General features: G+C 73.6%; 14 protein-coding genes, 4 tRNA genes and 1 pseudogene. 13 read left to right on the top strand and 6 right to left on the bottom strand.

Going from position 1 to position 14,983, the window contains the following annotated elements; translation table 11 throughout:
- Positions 1–69: 69 nt before the first annotated feature.
- Both BM242_RS22170 and BM242_RS22165 read right to left on the bottom strand, forming a co-directional pair.
- Positions 70–140: transfer RNA gene (locus BM242_RS22170), tRNA-Cys, on the bottom strand.
- Between the two features lie 19 nt (positions 141–159).
- Positions 160–232 (bottom strand) — tRNA-Gly (locus tag BM242_RS22165).
- A gap of 163 nt (positions 233–395) precedes the next feature.
- On the opposite strand from BM242_RS22165, the gene BM242_RS22160 reads away from it, so the two are divergent.
- From BM242_RS22160 to BM242_RS22150, 3 genes are read left to right on the top strand one after another with little or no spacing between them, the layout of a single operon-like run.
- Positions 396–1,454, top strand: a complete 1,059-nt coding sequence (locus BM242_RS22160; RefSeq protein WP_093840665.1) for a chorismate-binding protein — start codon at positions 396–398, stop codon at positions 1,452–1,454.
- 3 nt (positions 1,455–1,457) lie between these two features.
- Complete coding sequence (locus BM242_RS22155) at positions 1,458–2,282, top strand: aminotransferase class IV (RefSeq protein ID WP_093840664.1); 825 nt, start codon at positions 1,458–1,460, stop codon at positions 2,280–2,282.
- Between the two features lie 52 nt (positions 2,283–2,334).
- Positions 2,335–3,213, top strand: coding sequence for a GNAT family N-acetyltransferase (locus BM242_RS22150; protein WP_093840663.1), 879 nt, complete (start codon positions 2,335–2,337; stop codon positions 3,211–3,213).
- Positions 3,214–3,235: 22 nt separating this feature from the next.
- Here BM242_RS22150 and BM242_RS22145 read toward each other — a convergent pair whose 3' ends face one another.
- Positions 3,236–3,745, bottom strand: a complete 510-nt coding sequence (locus BM242_RS22145) for a DsbA family protein (protein WP_093840662.1) — start codon at positions 3,743–3,745, stop codon at positions 3,236–3,238.
- A 151-nt stretch (positions 3,746–3,896) separates the two neighbouring features.
- Here BM242_RS22145 and BM242_RS22140 point away from each other — a divergent pair, with 151 nt between their 5' ends.
- Positions 3,897–4,325 carry a hypothetical protein gene (locus BM242_RS22140; RefSeq protein WP_245834394.1) on the top strand — a complete coding sequence of 143 codons (429 nt, stop codon included), beginning with the start codon at positions 3,897–3,899 and terminating at the stop codon, positions 4,323–4,325.
- 67 nt (positions 4,326–4,392) lie between these two features.
- Positions 4,393–4,737 (top strand): hypothetical protein, encoded by a 345-nt coding sequence (locus tag BM242_RS22135; protein WP_093840661.1) that lies wholly within the window; start codon positions 4,393–4,395, stop codon positions 4,735–4,737.
- A 36-nt stretch (positions 4,738–4,773) separates the two neighbouring features.
- Here the strand turns inward: BM242_RS22135 and BM242_RS22130 are convergent, their stop codons facing one another.
- Together BM242_RS22130 and BM242_RS22125 are read right to left on the bottom strand one after the other, a co-directional pair.
- Complete coding sequence (locus tag BM242_RS22130; protein ID WP_093840660.1) at positions 4,774–5,349, bottom strand: CGNR zinc finger domain-containing protein; 576 nt, start codon at positions 5,347–5,349, stop codon at positions 4,774–4,776.
- 179 nt (positions 5,350–5,528) lie between these two features.
- Positions 5,529–5,942, bottom strand: coding sequence for an SsgA family sporulation/cell division regulator (locus tag BM242_RS22125; protein WP_093840659.1), 414 nt, complete (start codon positions 5,940–5,942; stop codon positions 5,529–5,531).
- Between the two features lie 297 nt (positions 5,943–6,239).
- Between BM242_RS22125 and BM242_RS22120 the strand changes: the two genes are divergently transcribed.
- The 4 genes from BM242_RS22120 to BM242_RS22105 all read left to right on the top strand — a co-directional run bounded on the left by BM242_RS22120 (position 6,240) and on the right by BM242_RS22105 (position 9,337).
- Positions 6,240–6,311: transfer RNA gene (locus tag BM242_RS22120), tRNA-Val, on the top strand.
- 164 nt (positions 6,312–6,475) lie between these two features.
- A tRNA-Val gene (locus tag BM242_RS22115) sits at positions 6,476–6,547 on the top strand.
- Positions 6,548–6,726: 179 nt separating this feature from the next.
- Complete coding sequence (gene thrS / locus BM242_RS22110; protein WP_175541527.1) at positions 6,727–8,706, top strand: threonine--tRNA ligase; 1,980 nt, start codon at positions 6,727–6,729, stop codon at positions 8,704–8,706.
- Positions 8,707–8,773: 67 nt separating this feature from the next.
- On the top strand, positions 8,774–9,337 hold the full coding sequence (locus BM242_RS22105; RefSeq protein WP_093840657.1) for an HIT family protein: 564 nt from the start codon (positions 8,774–8,776) through the stop codon (positions 9,335–9,337).
- A gap of 27 nt (positions 9,338–9,364) precedes the next feature.
- Here the strand turns inward: BM242_RS22105 and BM242_RS22100 are convergent, their stop codons facing one another.
- Positions 9,365–11,011: a hypothetical protein gene (locus BM242_RS22100; RefSeq protein ID WP_175541537.1), complete on the bottom strand. Its 1,647-nt coding sequence runs from the start codon at positions 11,009–11,011 to the stop codon at positions 9,365–9,367.
- 300 nt (positions 11,012–11,311) lie between these two features.
- Here BM242_RS22100 and pgsA point away from each other — a divergent pair.
- The 4 genes and pseudogenes from pgsA to BM242_RS22080 all read left to right on the top strand — a co-directional run.
- Positions 11,312–12,013 (top strand): annotated as a pseudogene (pgsA, locus tag BM242_RS22095) (phosphatidylinositol phosphate synthase); the annotation flags it as partial.
- Positions 12,014–12,150: 137 nt separating this feature from the next.
- Entirely contained in the window at positions 12,151–13,086 is a 936-nt protein-coding gene (locus BM242_RS22090; RefSeq protein WP_093840656.1) for a phosphatidylinositol mannoside acyltransferase, read from the top strand.
- A gap of 7 nt (positions 13,087–13,093) precedes the next feature.
- Complete coding sequence (locus BM242_RS22085) at positions 13,094–14,254, top strand: glycosyltransferase family 4 protein (RefSeq protein WP_093840655.1); 1,161 nt, start codon at positions 13,094–13,096, stop codon at positions 14,252–14,254.
- A gap of 87 nt (positions 14,255–14,341) precedes the next feature.
- Positions 14,342–14,917, top strand: coding sequence for a LemA family protein (locus BM242_RS22080; RefSeq protein WP_093840654.1), 576 nt, complete (start codon positions 14,342–14,344; stop codon positions 14,915–14,917).
- The last annotated feature ends 66 nt before the right edge of the window (positions 14,918–14,983 follow it).

Below are 14,983 nucleotides of genomic sequence, written 5' to 3'. Positions count from 1 at the left end.
CGATACTGGGATTGAACCAGTGACCTCTTCCGTGTCAGGGAAGCGCTCTCCCGCTGAGCTAATCGTCCGAGGTGGAGACGGGATTTGAACCCGTGTAGACGGCTTTGCAGGCCGTTGCCTCGCCTCTCGGCCACTCCACCAGTGGGGATGAACCCCGAGAGCGGACGACGAGATTCGAACTCGCGACCCCCACCTTGGCAAGGTGGTGCTCTACCAACTGAGCTACGTCCGCCGGTGTTGTCCTGTGTGCCGGTCCGTGTGGACGTTCCGGCGACGTCATGAACTCTAGCGGATACCCCGGGCAGCCCCAAACTTGGTATTCCCGGCCGGTCGCCGCCGGGCGGGCGGCCGCCGTGCCGGAGAGCGGCTGCTCCCGCCGTCCTAGACTCGCACATGTGCCCGACATGACTCCGCTGGCCCGCTTCGGGGAGACCCTGGCCACCGGGCTGCGCGATGTGACGCGCGACCCGGCGGCACTGGACTCCGCGGGCTGGTGGGCGGTGGTCGCCGACTACGAGGGCGGTCTGCTGTGCGCGCGGTTCGACCGGGTACGGTCCGCCCCGCTCACGCCGCCCGCCCGTCCCTGGCCCGGCCCGCCGCGCACCGCCTGGACCAGTTCGCTGGACCGCGACGCCTACACGGCGGCCGTCCGCCGCATCCGCGAGCACATCGCGGCCGGCGAGGTCTACCAGGCCAATCTGTGCCGGGTGCTGTCCGCCCCGCTGGACCCGGCCGCCGATATCGAGGCGCTCGCCGCCGGGCTGGCCCGCGGCAATCCGGCCCCCTACGCCGGCACCGTCCGGCTCCCCGCGCACGGAGTGGAGCTCGTCACCGCCTCGCCCGAGCTGTATCTGCGCCGCCGCGGCAGCACCGTGGACTCCGGGCCGATCAAGGGCACCGGCCGCACCGAGGCCGATCTGCTCCCCAAGGACCACGCCGAGAACGTGATGATCGTCGACCTGGTCCGCAACGACCTGGGCCGGGTCTGCGCCCCCGGTTCGGTGACCGTGCCGGAGCTGTGCGTGGTGGAGAAGCACCCCGGGCTGGTGCATCTGGTGTCCACCGTGCGCGGCGAGCTGGCGCCCGGCGCCGGCTGGGCCGAACTGCTGGCCGGCACCTTCCCGCCCGGCTCGGTCACCGGCGCCCCCAAGTCCAGCGCGCTGCGCATCATCGCCGGTCTGGAGACCGCGCCGCGCGGCCCGTACTGCGGCGGCATCGGCTGGGTGGACGCCGACCGCCGCACCGGCGTGCTGGCGGTCGGGATCCGCACCTTCTGGACCGGACGGACCCCGGGCGCGGCCGTGCTCCGCTTCGGTACGGGAGCGGGAATCACCTGGGGCTCCGATCCCGGGCGAGAATGGCAGGAGACCGAGCTCAAAGCTGCCCGGCTGCTGGCGGTCGCCTCCCGGCCGGAGGCCCCCGCCGGCCGGGACGCCCGGACCACTGCGAGGTAACCGGTGAAGATCTGGCTGGACGACGGCCTGCACGACGCGGACAGCGCCCAGGTCTCCGTGTTCGACCACGGCCTGACCGTGGGCGACGGAGTCTTCGAGACGCTCAAGACCGTCGACGGCGCGGCCTTTGCCATGCGGCGCCATCTGGACCGGCTGGCGGTCTCGGCCGCCGGCCTCGGCCTGCCCGCCCCGGACCCGGAGCGGATCCGGCGGGCCTGCGCGGCGGTGCTGGCCGCGGAACCGGTGCCGCTGGGCCGCCTCCGGATCACCTGGACCGGCGGCCGGGCGCCCCTGGGCTCCCAGCGGGCGGACGGCGCGACGCCCACCCTGGTCGTGGCCCATCTGCCGATCACCCGCCGCCCGGACACCACCTCGGTGGTCACCGTGGACTGGACCAGGAACGAGCGGGGCGCGCTGGCCGGGCTCAAGACCACCTCCTACGCGGAGAATGTGATCGCCCTGGCCCGGGCCCGTCAGCAGGCCGCCTCGGAGGCCCTGTTCGCCAATACCGCCGGGCTGCTGTGCGAGGGCACCGGAAGCAATGTCTTCGTGGTGCTGGACGGCGAGCTGCTCACCCCGCCACTGAGCTCCGGCTGCCTGGCGGGCATCACCCGGGCCCTGGTGATCGAGTGGGCCGGCGCCAAGGAGACCGATCTGCCCCTGGAGGTACTGCGGGACGCCGAGGAGGTGTTCCTCACCTCCAGCACCCGGGATGTGCAGGCGGTCCGCCGGGTGGACGGCCGGGACCTGCCCGCCGCCCCCGGCCCGGTGACCGCCCGCGCCATGGAGGTCTTCGGCCGCAACGCCGCGGCGGACCTGGACCCCTGAGCCCTGGTCCGGGCGGGCCCCGCCGCCCGGCCGCCGGGCGTACCATGCCGCGATGACCACGACTCTGCGGCCCACCGGACCCGAGGAGCGCGACGCGGACGGCACCCGGTCCCGCGCCTATGCCATCTGCGTCAACGGCCGGCCGGTCGGCGAGGTGCGGCTGGCGGCCCGGTGGTCGGAGGTGCTGCCCACCGGCCGGGTGGAGCGGCTCACCGTGGAGGCCGCCTACCGGGGCAGGGGCCGGGCCACGGTGGCCGCGCTGGCCGCCGAGGAAGTGCTGCGCACCTGGGGCTGCCGGCGGATCGAGGTCCGGGTCCCGGCCGGTTCCGAGGCCGCGCTCGGCCTGGCCCGCGCGCTGGGCTACACCGAGACCGGCCAGGATCTCGGCAAACGGCTGGCGGCGGAGCCGGCGGCGGGGCCGGTCCCCGCACCGCCCGCCGGGGCGGCGTTCCATGCGCTGACCGGTGCGGAGTTCGCGGCCTGGCGGGAGCGCGACCGCATCGCGCGCATCCGCTGCTTCACCGCGCAGGGCCTGAGCCCGGAGGCGGCGGCCGAGCGGGCCGGGGCCCGCTACGCCCGGCTGCTGCCGCAGGGCCCGGCCACCCCGGGCGCCGCCCTGCGCGCGCTGCACCTCGACGGCACCCCGGCGGGCACCCTGTGGGCGCAGACGGCGCCGCCCGCCGCGGGCGCGGGGAGCGGCCGGCCGGCGGACGGGCCGGACGCCCGGGTGCATGCCGTGGAGGTCGCCGAGGAGTACCGTCGCCGGGGTTTCGGCCGTCTGCTGCTGGCGGAGGCGGAACGTCTGTGCCGGGCCGCGGGCGGGCGGAGTCTCGCGCTGGCACTCCCGGCCGGGGACACCCCGGCGCTGCGGCTGGCCACCGCGCTCGGCTACCGTGCCGGCCGTCGCCTCTTCGCCAAGCCGCTGCTGTGACCGGGCGCGGCGGCGCGGGCGGTCAGGCGGCGGGCAGCCGGCCGGCCACCTGAGCGGCGAGCCGCTCCAGCAGGCCGTCCTGGCTGCGCGAGGCGTCCAGCAGGCTGCCGCCGATCAGGAAGGTCGGCGTGCCCTTCACCCCCAGCGCCTGGCCCTCGGCATGATCGGCGTCCACGGCCAGCAGATGACGGCCGTCGAAGAGCGCGGTGTCGATCTCGTCCGCGTCCAGGCCCAGCTCCCGGGCCACCTCCAGCAGCACCTCGGGGCCGCGCGCGGCCAGTTCGCCGCACCGGGCCAGCACCGCCGCCGCGAAGTCGTCGCCGCGGCCCTGCGCGTACGCCTCCTCCGCCGCCTCGGCAGCCGCCACGGCATGCTGGTGCCGGGGCAGCGGGAAGTGCCGCAGCCGGATGCGCAGCGCCTCGCCGAACCGCTCGCGCAGCGCCGCCAGCGTGGGCAGCACCCGTTCGCAGTCCGGGCACTGGAGGTCGCACCACACTTCGAGATCGGCCCTCGGGCCGGTCGTGTCACTCATGGCCCCCAGTCTCCCAGGCGCCCCCGCGGTCCCGGCAGGCCCGGTCCGCCGCCCGCCCGATTCCGTGCGTAACGGCCGAAACCCGGAATCATCCCTGATCTTCGGCGTCCGGGCATGGTGGCGCGGGCGCCGGGGAGGCACGATGGAAGACATGCTGACGATGACGATCTACGCGGTCTGCGGAACCCTGACCGCGGCCGGCCTGTGGTTCGCGGCCCGGGCCATGCGCCGCCGTCGCTGGGCCGCCGGACTGCGCACCGCGGCGGTCGCCCTGCTCCCGATGGGCCTGGCCATGACGGGGGTGGTGAAGTTCGTCGTCAATATGACGGTCAACCCCGTCGCCTGGATGGGCTTCGGTGTGCTCGGCGGCGCGGTGCTGCTGATGCTGGTGGCGGGACTGGTGGAGAACCGCGGCCGGGCCCCGGCCGAGCGGGCGCCGCGGGCCGAGCGGAGGAAGCCCTCGGCCGAGGCGCCGCCGCCCGCCCTGCCCAAGGGACGCTCCAGCGCCCCCGCGGCCAAATCCGGTGACGGAGAGGACTTTTCCGAAATCGAGGAGATCCTGAAGAAGCACGGAATCTAGCCAAACCGCTGCCCGGCGGGGAGATTCCCACCGCGCGGTGCGCGGGCTGCGTCATGATCGGCATGCGATGCCGTACACCACGCGGGAGACCGCTTCCAGTGCAACAAGGTGCTCCTCCGGCGCCCCCGCCGCCCCGGCCGGGGAGCCCGGGAGCCTGATCCGTCCCGGGGCCGAGGGCGGGGCCGCCGCGGCGCGGCGGCCGGTGACCCGGCCGCTGCCCCGGCCGCGGCCCCCCGCCGAGGACGCCGCCGGCCCCCCGGCCGCCGTCCGGGCCGCGGCCGGCCCGGACGGCGGCCGGCCCGAACCGCGGGGATGTCTGTACGCGATCTCGCAGCCGCCGCTGATGTTCTTTCTGGGCCTGATCGGCTCGCTGCTGCTGTTCTCGGCCGCCTACGACCTGCTGCTGCTCTGAGCCCGCCGGCCGCGGGCGGGCCGTGCCGCCTCCGGTTCAGCCGCCGACCGTGGAGCCGGCCTCCCGCTGCCGGGCCCGGTAGGCCGCCACATGCAGGCGGTTCCCGCAGGTCCGGCTGTCGCAGTAGCGCCGCGAGCGGTTCCTGGACAGATCCACGAAGGCCCGGCCGCAGTCCGGGGCCTCGCACCGGCGCAGCCGCTCCCGCTCGCCGGCGACCACCAGGAAGCCGAGCGCCATGCCGCAGTCCGCGGCGAGGTGGTCGGCCAGCGAGGCGCCCGGCGCGAAGTAGTGCACATGCCAGTCGTGGCCGTCGTGATCGGTGAGCTGCGGAGTGGTGCCGGCCTCGGCCACCAGGTCGTTGATCAGCTCGGCCGCCTCCCGGTCCGTGCGGGCCGCGAACACCCCGGCGAACCGCTCCCGGACAGCCCGCACGGCCCGTACATCGCCGTCGCCCAGCGCCTCGACCCGGACCCCGCTGACCGAGCGGACGGTCACGAACTGACGCAGCGAGGCCACATCCGGCAGTCCTTCGGGGGCCTCGTCGTCAGGTGCGGTGTTGAGCAGGTCGACCGCATGGTCGAGCGCGCACCGCGTGTCGTGGTTGATGAGCACCTCGCTCGCTCCCGGTCCGGCTGGGCAGGCTTTCCGTCCCCGGAACTGTATCCGTTTCGCGGCAGCGCGGCGCCGCCGCGGGAAACCGCGGCGGCGCCGGTCCGGTGCTCACCGCCGGTTCCGTGCCGTCGCCCCGAGTCAGACGGCACGCAGAACCGGACGGGTCTTCAGCCCTCCCCTCAGCTCTCCGCGAGAATGTGCGAGAGTTCGCGGTCGAGATCGAAGTGGCGGTGCTCGGTGCCGGGCGGTACCGCGGCATCCGTGCGCTTCAGGAACGTCTCCAGCGCCCGGGCGGGCGCCTCCAGCAGGGCCTCGCCCTCGGGAGAGCTCAGCGCGATGCAGACGACTCCCTGGCCGTGGCTTCGCGACGGCCAGACCCGGACGTCACCGGTGCCCGTGGGCCGGTGCAGGCCCTCGGCGAGAAGCTCGCGGGCGAAAACCCACTCGACGGTCTCCTCGGCTCCGGTGTGGAACGTGGCGTGTACGGCGTAGGGGTCCGCCGTGTCATACCGCAGCCCCGCAGGAACGGGCAGTGAGGACTCGCTCGATACGACGAGGCGCAGGTGCAGCTCGCAGCTCACCGTGGTGTTCATAAGCGCCAGGGCCTTTCGCTCAGTGTGCGCTCGGGGGTTCGCACGTCGGCCCCATCGACATGCCACGTACCGGTCGGTTGTAAACACGTCTGAGAGGTTTGCCGGGTTTGATCTCATTCGAATGGAGGAGGTGGATATGTCGTTGAAGCGTGTGGTACCCGGGAGAGCTGGGCAGAATTCAAGGTCCGGCGAAAAATCCCGCCCCGGCTCCCGGGCGGGGAGCGGCACCGGTAATGCGGTGCGGAGGGGCCGGGGAAGTGCGGTAAAGTTCTCCGCGTGCCGCAGGGCACCGCTTCCGGGCGATTAGCTCAGTGGGAGAGCGCTTCGTTCACACCGAAGAGGTCACTGGTTCGAACCCAGTATCGCCCACCCCGTGCCGCAGGGGCCGGAGACACGTCAGTGTTCTCCGGCCCCTGCGGCGTCCGGTGCGCCGGGCCCGGCGAGGTCCGGCGCACCGCGCTCTCCCCGGGCGGGATTTGGAGCGTCCGTGCGCGGCCTGTAAGGTTCTCTGCGTGCCGCAGGGCACCGCTTCCGGGCGATTAGCTCAGTGGGAGAGCGCTTCGTTCACACCGAAGAGGTCACTGGTTCGAACCCAGTATCGCCCACCGGAACAAGGCCGGTCCGCACCGATTGCGCGGACCGGCCTTCGTCTGTCCGGGCCGCCGGAGCGGCGCGGGCCGCGGCGCAAACCCTTTCGCGGCGCCCTCCCGCTGCTCGGTACCATTCCCCCAACTCCCGGGCGCGGCGAGTGCCGCGCCGCCCAGCGATGAGTCAGGAGAGACCGGTGGCGGACGTCCGTGTGATCATCCAACGCGATTCCGAGCGGGAAGAGCGCGTGGTGGCCGCGGGCACGACCGCCGCCGCGCTGTTCGAGGGGGAGCGCTCGGTGATCGCCGTGCGGGTGGCCGGCGCGCTCAAGGACCTCGCCCACCGCCCCGCCGACGGCGAGGAGATCCAGCCGGTGGAGATCTCCTCCCCGGACGGCCTCAACATCCTGCGCCACTCCACCGCCCATGTGCTGGCCCAGGCCGTGCAGGACCTCTACCCCGAGGCCAGGCTCGGCATCGGCCCGCCCGTGCGGGACGGCTTCTACTACGACTTCGACGTGGCCACCCCCTTCCAGCCGGACGATCTCAAGCGCATCGAGAAGCGCATGCAGGAGATCGTCAAGCGCGGCCAGACCTTCTCCCGGCGGGTGGTGACCGACGAGGAGGCCCGCGCCGAGCTGGCCGAGGAGCCCTACAAGCTGGAGCTGATCGGTCTCAAGGGCTCGGCGGCCGATGCCGCCGAGGGCGCCTCCGCCGAGGTCGGCGCAGGCGAGCTCACCATCTACGACAACAAGGACCCGCGGAGCGGCGAGCTGTGCTGGCGGGACCTGTGCCGCGGCCCGCACCTGCCCACCACCCGCCTGATCCCGGCGTTCAAGCTGATGCGCTCGGCCGCGGCCTACTGGCGCGGCAGCGAGAAGAACCCCCAGCTCCAGCGGATCTACGGCACCGCCTGGCCGACCCGGGACGAGCTCAAGGCGTATCTGGAGTTCCTCGCCGAGGCCGAGAAGCGCGACCACCGCAGGCTGGGCGCCGAGCTGGACCTGTTCTCGGTCCCGGAGGAGATCGGCTCGGGGCTGGCGGTCTTCCATCCCCGGGGCGGCATCGTCCGCCGCTCCATGGAGGACTACTCGCGCCGCCGCCACGAGGAGGCCGGCTACGAGTTCGTCTACACCCCGCACGCCACCAAGGCCACCCTGTTCGAGGTCTCCGGCCATCTGGACTGGTACGCCGACGGCATGTACCCCCCGATGAAGCTGGACGAGGGCCAGGACTACTACCTCAAGCCCATGAACTGCCCCATGCACAACCTGATCTTCCGGGCCCGGGGCCGTTCCTACCGCGAGCTGCCGCTGCGTCTCTTCGAGTTCGGCACCGTCTACCGCTACGAGAAGTCCGGCGTGGTGCACGGCCTGACCCGGGCCCGCGGCTTCACCCAGGACGACGCGCACATCTACTGCACCCGCGAGCAGATGCCGGGTGAGCTCGACAACCTGCTCACCTTCGTGCTCGACCTGCTGCGCGACTACGGCCTGCGGGACTTCTACCTGGAGCTGTCCACCCGGGACCCGGAGAAGTCCATCGGCACGGACGAGAACTGGGAACAGGCCACCGAGGCGCTGCGCCAGGCCGCCCAGAAGCAGAATCTGGAACTGGTCCTGGATCCGGCCGGCGCCGCCTTCTACGGGCCCAAGATCTCGGTGCAGGCGCGGGACGCCATCGGCCGCACCTGGCAGATGTCCACCATCCAGGTCGACCTCAATCTCCCGGAACGCTTCGATCTGGAGTACACCGCGGCGGACGGCACCCGGCAGCGGCCGGTGATGATCCACCGCGCGCTGTTCGGCTCCATCGAACGGTTCTTCGCCGTCCTGCTGGAGCACTACGCGGGCGCCTTCCCGCCCTGGCTGGCCCCGGTGCAGGCGGTGGGCATCCCGGTCGGCGACGCCCATGCGCCCTACCTGGAGGAGTTCGCCGGCCTGGCGCGCGAGCGCGGCCTGCGGGTGGAGACCGACTCCTCGGCCGACCGGATGCAGAAGAAGATCCGCAACGCCCAGAAGGCCAAGGTGCCGTTCATGATCATCGCGGGGGACGACGACATGGCGGCCGGCGCGGTCTCCTTCCGCTACCGGGACGGCTCGCAGAAGAACGGTGTGCCGCGCGAGCAGGCGCTGGACGAGATCGAGGCCGCGGTGCGCGACCGCGTCCAGGTCTGACGCCGGGCACGGGGACGGCCGGCCACGGCCGTCCCCGCGCCGTGTCCGGGCGCCGGCCGGGCCGCATATGCTGGCCCGCATGAGCAGCGAGCCGGAGCAGCAGATCGGAGTCGGGACCCCGGACGCCTTCCAGCGGCTGTGGACGCCGCACCGCATGGCCTATCTCCAGGGAGAGGGCAAGCCCACCGGTCCCGGCGCCGGCGACGGCTGCCCGTTCTGCGTGATCCCCGGCAAGAGCGACGAGGACGGCCTGATCACCGCCCGCGGGGAGACGGTCTACGCCGCGCTCAATCTCTACCCCTACAACGGGGGGCATCTGCTGATCATGCCCTACCGGCATGTGGCCGACTACACCGAGCTGACCTCCCCGGAAACGGCCGAGCTGGCCGTCTTCACCAAGCAGGCCATGACCGCGCTGCGCAATGCCTCCGCCCCGCACGGCTTCAACATCGGTCTCAACCAGGGCGCGGCGGCCGGCGCCGGTATCGCGGCCCATCTGCATCAGCATGTGGTGCCGCGCTGGGGCGGGGACGCCAACTTCATGCCGATCATCGGCCACACCAAGGTACTGCCCCAGCTTCTGGCCGAGACCCGGCGGCTGATCGCCGGCGCCTGGCCCGCCGGGGACTGAACGGCGGGCACCGGCGCCGTCCCCGGCTCAGCCGCCGATCTCGTCCGGGGTGCCGGGGGAGACGGACTGCACCGCGCCGCGCAGGCCCGCCGCCTTGGCGGTGAAACCGCTGGTGTCCACCCCGTGCTCGGCCAGCACCCGGATCGCCGTCTCGTAGACCACCAGCACCACCGGCGCCGGTATCCGCAGCGCGTCATCGGCCATGAACCGGTGCCGCCAGGGCTTGCCCGCCCAGGTGTGCCGCAGCCCGAACGGCTCCGGCAGGCTGAGCTTGCCGCCCAGCTCGTCCAGCTTGGCCGGGCGCCAGGTGAGCGGCGCCCGCGCGGCCAGCCGCACCACTTCCTTGGCGTCCACCAGCGGGGCGGGCCGTTCGACCATCTGCCAGAACTTCACCGGATGCCGCATCTTGCGCTTCTTGGCATCCGGCCCCTTGAAGAAGAAGCCGTGCACCGGCCCCAGGATGTGCCCGGTCACCTCGATCCGCAGGACCCGGTGCAGCACCGTCACCTGGATCATCATGGTGACCACCAGGGCGCCGTCCCACAGCACGAACTGCGCGCCCAGATAGTGCCGGTCGCCGGAGTCGATGTGCTGCTCGTTGCAGACCCGCTGGACCTCGATATTGGTGAACTGGTAGCCGTCGGCCGCCGGGCCCTCCGGGCGGGAGACCGCGCCCGCGCCCTCGCCGACATGCCGCACCACCCAGTGCACCAGATTCGGCGCCGCGGGGAAGCCGCCGGTGTGCAGCGGCCCGCGCTCCAGCATCCGCAACTGGTCGTGAATGGCCCGCACCACGTCCCAGGCCCGGAACGGGTCGATGTCCCGCTGCGGATCGGCCGGCTGCAACTCCTCGGCCAGGCTCCACTGGCACCAGCGCATGCCCATCCCGAGTATGCCCTCGGGCCCGGCGTAGTGGATCAGATTGCTGGCCTGCTCGGCGGTGATCTTGGCCAGGCCGGCGCGCAGCCGCTCGGCCTCCTTGTCATTGGGGTTCTGCGGCACCGCCTCGGGGATCTTGGCCCCCGTGCTGCCGCCGCTCAGCAGACCGCTCCACTGCGCGCGCAGGCTCTGCGCGGTCCGCTCGGCCACCCGCTGCGCCCACAGCCAGCCCAGCACCGGAGCGGGCAGCGCCGCCCACAGATACAGGCGCAGCGGGCCGGAGACCGGCGCCCGGTACAGCAGCAGCACCACCAGCACCGCGATCACGCCCAGCGCCAGCATGCCGAGGATGCCCGCCCGCCGGTCCTGGGCCCCCGCGAAGGTGCGGCGCAACTGGAACAGCCCGAGCCAGACCAGCACCCCGGGCAGGAACAGCAGCCCGCAGACCGCCATGATCATGGTGAGCTGGGCATCCCGCTGCCGGCGCAGCCGCTTGGCGGCCAGCGCATGCTCCACCACCGTCTGCGGATCCACCCCGAAGGACTGCACCAGCGGCTTGCGGTCCTCGGCCAGCATCCGCTGCTCCAGGGCGCGGGTGAACGCCTCCCCGAGATTCGGCTCCAGCAGCGAGATCCTGGGCTTGCTCACCGTGGACTTCTCGCTCGCCTCGCGGATCGCGTCGGGCGAGCCGTCCCGGAAGGCGACCGAGGCCAGGGCCGCGGTGATGCCGGTCTGCCCGCCCGCCGCCGTGCCGGACAGCGGTATCTGGGCACCCTGGCTGAGATCGAAGCTCATGGTGAACTTGCCCGTGTCCTGGAACCCTGCCACCGGCACACCCCCTGGGTCCGACCGCTTGCCGTGTCCGCGGTGTCACCGTCCGCGGTGCCGCCGTCACGCGGCACTTTCCCCGGAAGAACGGGCACAACCCGAATCCCCGGAACGGATCCGCACAACGGTACGCTGACAGCCTACTGGCGCCCACGGCACGGCGATACGCCGCGCTCCGGCCCGCCCGTCCGGCCCGCCGCGGCCGTGACTACGATGGGCCCGCCGGTGTCCGCACGGGCACCCCTCACAGACATCACCGGGAAGGCCATGCTCAACAAGTACGCGCGCGCCTTCTTCACGCGTGTCCTCACCCCCTTCGCCGCGCTGCTGCTCCGGCTGCGGGTCAGCCCGGACGCGGTGACCCTGGTCGGCACCCTCGGCGTCATGGCCGGCGCCCTGGCGTTCTACCCCCGGGGCCAGTTCTTCTGGGGCACCGTGGTCATCACGCTCTTCGTCTTCTCCGACATGATCGACGGCAACATGGCGCGCCAGCTCGGCGTCTCCAGCCGCTGGGGGGCCTTCCTGGACTCCACGCTGGACCGGCTGGCCGACGCCGCGGTCTTCTCCGGCATCGCCCTGTGGTACGCGGGGAAGGGCGACAACGAACTGCTCTGCGCCGTCGCCCTGGTCTGCCTCGGCAGCGGCCAGGTGGTGTCCTACACCAAGGCCCGCGGCGAGAGCATGGGCCTGCCGGTGCGGGTCAACGGGCTGGTGGAACGGCCCGAGCGGATGGTGATCACCCTGGTGCTCACCGGCCTGTCCGGCTTCACTCTTTTCGGCGTACCGCATATCGGGGTGCTGCTGCCGGTGGCGCTGTGGACGGTCGCGGCGGGCAGCCTGATCACCCTGGTGCAGCGGATGGTGGCGATCCGGCGGGAGGCCGCCGAGGCCGACGCCGCCGCACGGGCCGACGCCGGTCCGGCGGGCGGACCGGCCGGCGGCCCGGACGACACCTCCGGCGCCGCCGGGGCCACCGGCGAGGGCGGCCCCGGCGGAACGGGCGGAACGGGCGGCACCGGCGGCACCGGCCACCGTGCCGGGGACCGTCGCCGCGCAGGCGCCGGCGCGGGCCGGCGGCACCGGCCGGGCCGGGGGAGCGGCGGCGCATGAACGAGCGGCTCGCCGGTACCCTCTACGGACTCGGCTGGGAAACCGTCAAACGGCTTCCCGAGCCCGCCGCCGTGGCCCTCGGCCGGCGGATCGCGGACACCGCCTGGCGCCGCCGCGGCACCGCGGTGCGCCAGCTCGAGGCCAACCTCGCCCGGGTGGTGCCGGACGCCGGGCCGGACCGGCTGCGCGCCCTGTCCCGCGCCGGCATGCGGTCCTATCTGCGCTACTGGATGGAGTCCTTCCGGCTCCCGGTGTGGAGCCCCGGCCGGATCCGGGCCGGGGTGGCGGTGCAGAACCTCCGGCGGCTCACCGACGGCGTGGAGTCCGGCCGCGGCGTCATCCTGGCCCTGCCGCACCTGGCCAACTGGGATCTGGCCGGCGCCTATGTCACCACCGCCCTCCGGATCCCGCTCACCACGGTCGTCGAGCGCCTCAAGCCGGAGAGCGTGTTCGACCGCTTTGTCGCGCACCGCGAGTCACTGGGCATGGAGGTGCTGCCGCACAGCGGCGGAGAGGCCTTCGGCACACTCGCCCGCCGGCTGCGCAAGGGCGGCCTGGTGGCCCTGGTCGCCGACCGCGATCTGTCCGCCTCCGGCGTGGAGGTGAAGTTCTTCGGCGAGCCCGCCCGGATGCCCGCCGGCCCCGCGCTGCTGGCCCAGCACACCGGTGCCCTGCTGCTGCCGGCCACCCTCTGGTACGACGACACCCCGGTGCTGCGGGGCCGCGTCGAGCCGCCGGTGGAGGTGCCGGGGACCGGCACCCGCGCCGAGCGCGGCCGGGCCATGACCCAGGAACTGGCCGACCGCTTCGCCTCCGGAATCGCGGCCCACCCCGAGGACTGGCACATGCTCCAGCCGCTCTGGCCGGCCGACCTGGCGGCCCGGGAACGCCGCCGCGCCGCGGCCGGCGGCGACCGGCCGGAGGCCGGGTGAGCACGCGGTGAGGATCGGCATCGTCTGCCCCTACTCCTGGGACGTGCCGGGCGGCGTGCAGTTCCACGTCCGGGACCTCGCCGAGCATCTGCGCAGGCTGGGCCACACGGTCTCGGTGCTGGCGCCGGCCGACGACGGCACCGCGCTGCCGCCCTACGTGGTCTCCGCGGGCCGTGCCATGGCCGTGCCCTACAACGGCTCGGTGGCCCGGCTCAGCTTCGGCCCGCTCTCCGCGGCCCGGGTCCGCCGCTGGGTGCACGACGGCGACTTCGACGTGCTGCACCTGCACGAGCCGGCCGCGCCCTCGCTGGCCCTGCTCACCTGCTGGGTGGCGCGCGGTCCCATCGTGGCCACCTTCCACACCTCCAACCCCCGCTCCCGGGCCATGGTCGCCGCCTACCCCATCCTCCAGCCCGCGCTGGAGAAGATCAGCGCCCGGATCGCGGTGAGCGAATACGCCCGGCGCACCCTGGTGGAACACCTCGGCGGCGACGCGGTCACCATCCCCAACGGCGTCGATGTCGGCTTCTTCGCCGGTGCCGAGCCCAAGGCCGAGTGGCAGGGCTCCACCATCGGCTTCATCGGCCGCATCGACGAGTCCCGGAAAGGGCTGGCGGTGCTGCTCCGGGCCTTTCCGCAGATCCTTGAGCGGCGGCCGGAGACCCGGCTGCTGGTCGCCGGGCGCGGCGACGCCGAGGAGGCCGCCGGCCTGCTGCCCGCCGCCCTGCGGGACCGGGTGGAGTTCCTCGGCATGATCAGTGACGAGGACAAGGCCCGGCTGCTCCGCAGCGTGGACATCTACGCCGCCCCCAACCTCGGCGGCGAAAGCTTCGGCATCATCCTGGTCGAGGCCATGTCGGCCGGCGCCCCGGTGCTGGCCAGCGATCTGGACGCGTTCAGCCAGGTGCTGGACGGCGGCACGGCGGGCGAGCTGTTCCCGACCGGGGACGCCGACGCCCTGGCCGCCGCCGCCGCCGAGCTGCTGGGCGATCCGGCGCGGCGGGCCGCCCTGCGCGAGCGCGCCGCCCGCCATGTGCTGCGTTTCGACTGGTCCACGGTCGGCTCCGATGTCCTGGCGGTCTACGAGACGGTCACCGAGGGCGCCTCCACCGTGGCCCCGGACGACCGCATCAGCCCCTGGGCCCGCCTCTGGTCCCGCGGCGGCTGACGCTCCGCGCTCCCGCCGTACGGCCCGTACGGCCGCGGCCCCCCGGACCGCCGGTACCGGTGCCCGGCCCGGGTACTGTGGCCTGCCGTGACCACCGTGATCTGGATCGCCGTCGTCCTGCTGCTGATCGGCGTCTACCTGAGCTGGACCGCCGGCCGGCTGGACCGGCTGCACGCCCGGATCGACGCCGCCCGGGCCGCGCTCGACGCGCAGTTGCTGCGCCGGGCCTCCGCCACACTGGAGCTGGCCACTTCCGGGGTCTTCGATCCGGCCTCGGCGATGGTGCTCTACCAGGCGGCGCACGCCGCCCGCCGGGCGCCCGAGGACGAACGGGAGGTCGCGGAGAGCGAACTGAGCCAGTCCCTGCGCGCGGTGCTGGGCAGCCGGGAGCAGCTCACCGCGGTGAGCGAGGTGCCCGGCGGACCGGAGGCGGTCGCCGAACTCGCCGCGGCGGTGCGGCGGGTCCCGATGGCCCGCCGCTTCCACAACGACGCGGTGCGGGCCGCCCGGGCGCTGCGCCGTCACCGCAAGGTGCGCTGGTTCCGGCTGGCCGGGCACGCGCCGTTCCCGATGGCCTTCGACATGGACGACGAGGCCCCCGAGGTGCTGGCCGCCTACGGCAACGGGAACGGAACCGGCGCCACCGCGGCCTTCCGTTCCTGAGCCCGGGGCGGCGAGCGGTCCACCCGGCGCCGATTGGCCCTTCCGCACCGCGCGGACCGCGCGGTT

This window comes from Streptomyces aidingensis (genome assembly GCF_900112355.1).
GTDB classification, from domain to species: Bacteria; Actinomycetota; Actinomycetes; order Streptomycetales; family Streptomycetaceae; genus Streptomyces; species Streptomyces aidingensis.
Note: the sequence above shows the minus strand (reverse complement) of the source record. Positions and strands in the feature narration are given on the sequence as shown.

What these genes read in the sequence shown, in the direction of transcription:
- BM242_RS22150 (WP_093840663.1), top strand. Translation starts at nt 2,335, where the DNA reads ATGACCACGACTCTGCGGCCCACCGGACCCGAGGAGCGCGACGCGGAC.
- BM242_RS22145 (WP_093840662.1), bottom strand. Translation starts at nt 3,745, where the DNA reads ATGAGTGACACGACCGGCCCGAGGGCCGATCTCGAAGTGTGGTGCGAC.
- BM242_RS22140 (WP_245834394.1), top strand. Translation starts at nt 3,897, where the DNA reads ATGCTGACGATGACGATCTACGCGGTCTGCGGAACCCTGACCGCGGCC.
- BM242_RS22135 (WP_093840661.1), top strand. Translation starts at nt 4,393, where the DNA reads ATGCCGTACACCACGCGGGAGACCGCTTCCAGTGCAACAAGGTGCTCC.
- BM242_RS22125 (WP_093840659.1), bottom strand. Translation starts at nt 5,942, where the DNA reads ATGAACACCACGGTGAGCTGCGAGCTGCACCTGCGCCTCGTCGTATCG.
- BM242_RS22105 (WP_093840657.1), top strand. Translation starts at nt 8,774, where the DNA reads ATGCTGGCCCGCATGAGCAGCGAGCCGGAGCAGCAGATCGGAGTCGGG.
- BM242_RS22100 (WP_175541537.1), bottom strand. Translation starts at nt 11,011, where the DNA reads ATGAGCTTCGATCTCAGCCAGGGTGCCCAGATACCGCTGTCCGGCACG.
- BM242_RS22090 (WP_093840656.1), top strand. Translation starts at nt 12,151, where the DNA reads ATGAACGAGCGGCTCGCCGGTACCCTCTACGGACTCGGCTGGGAAACC.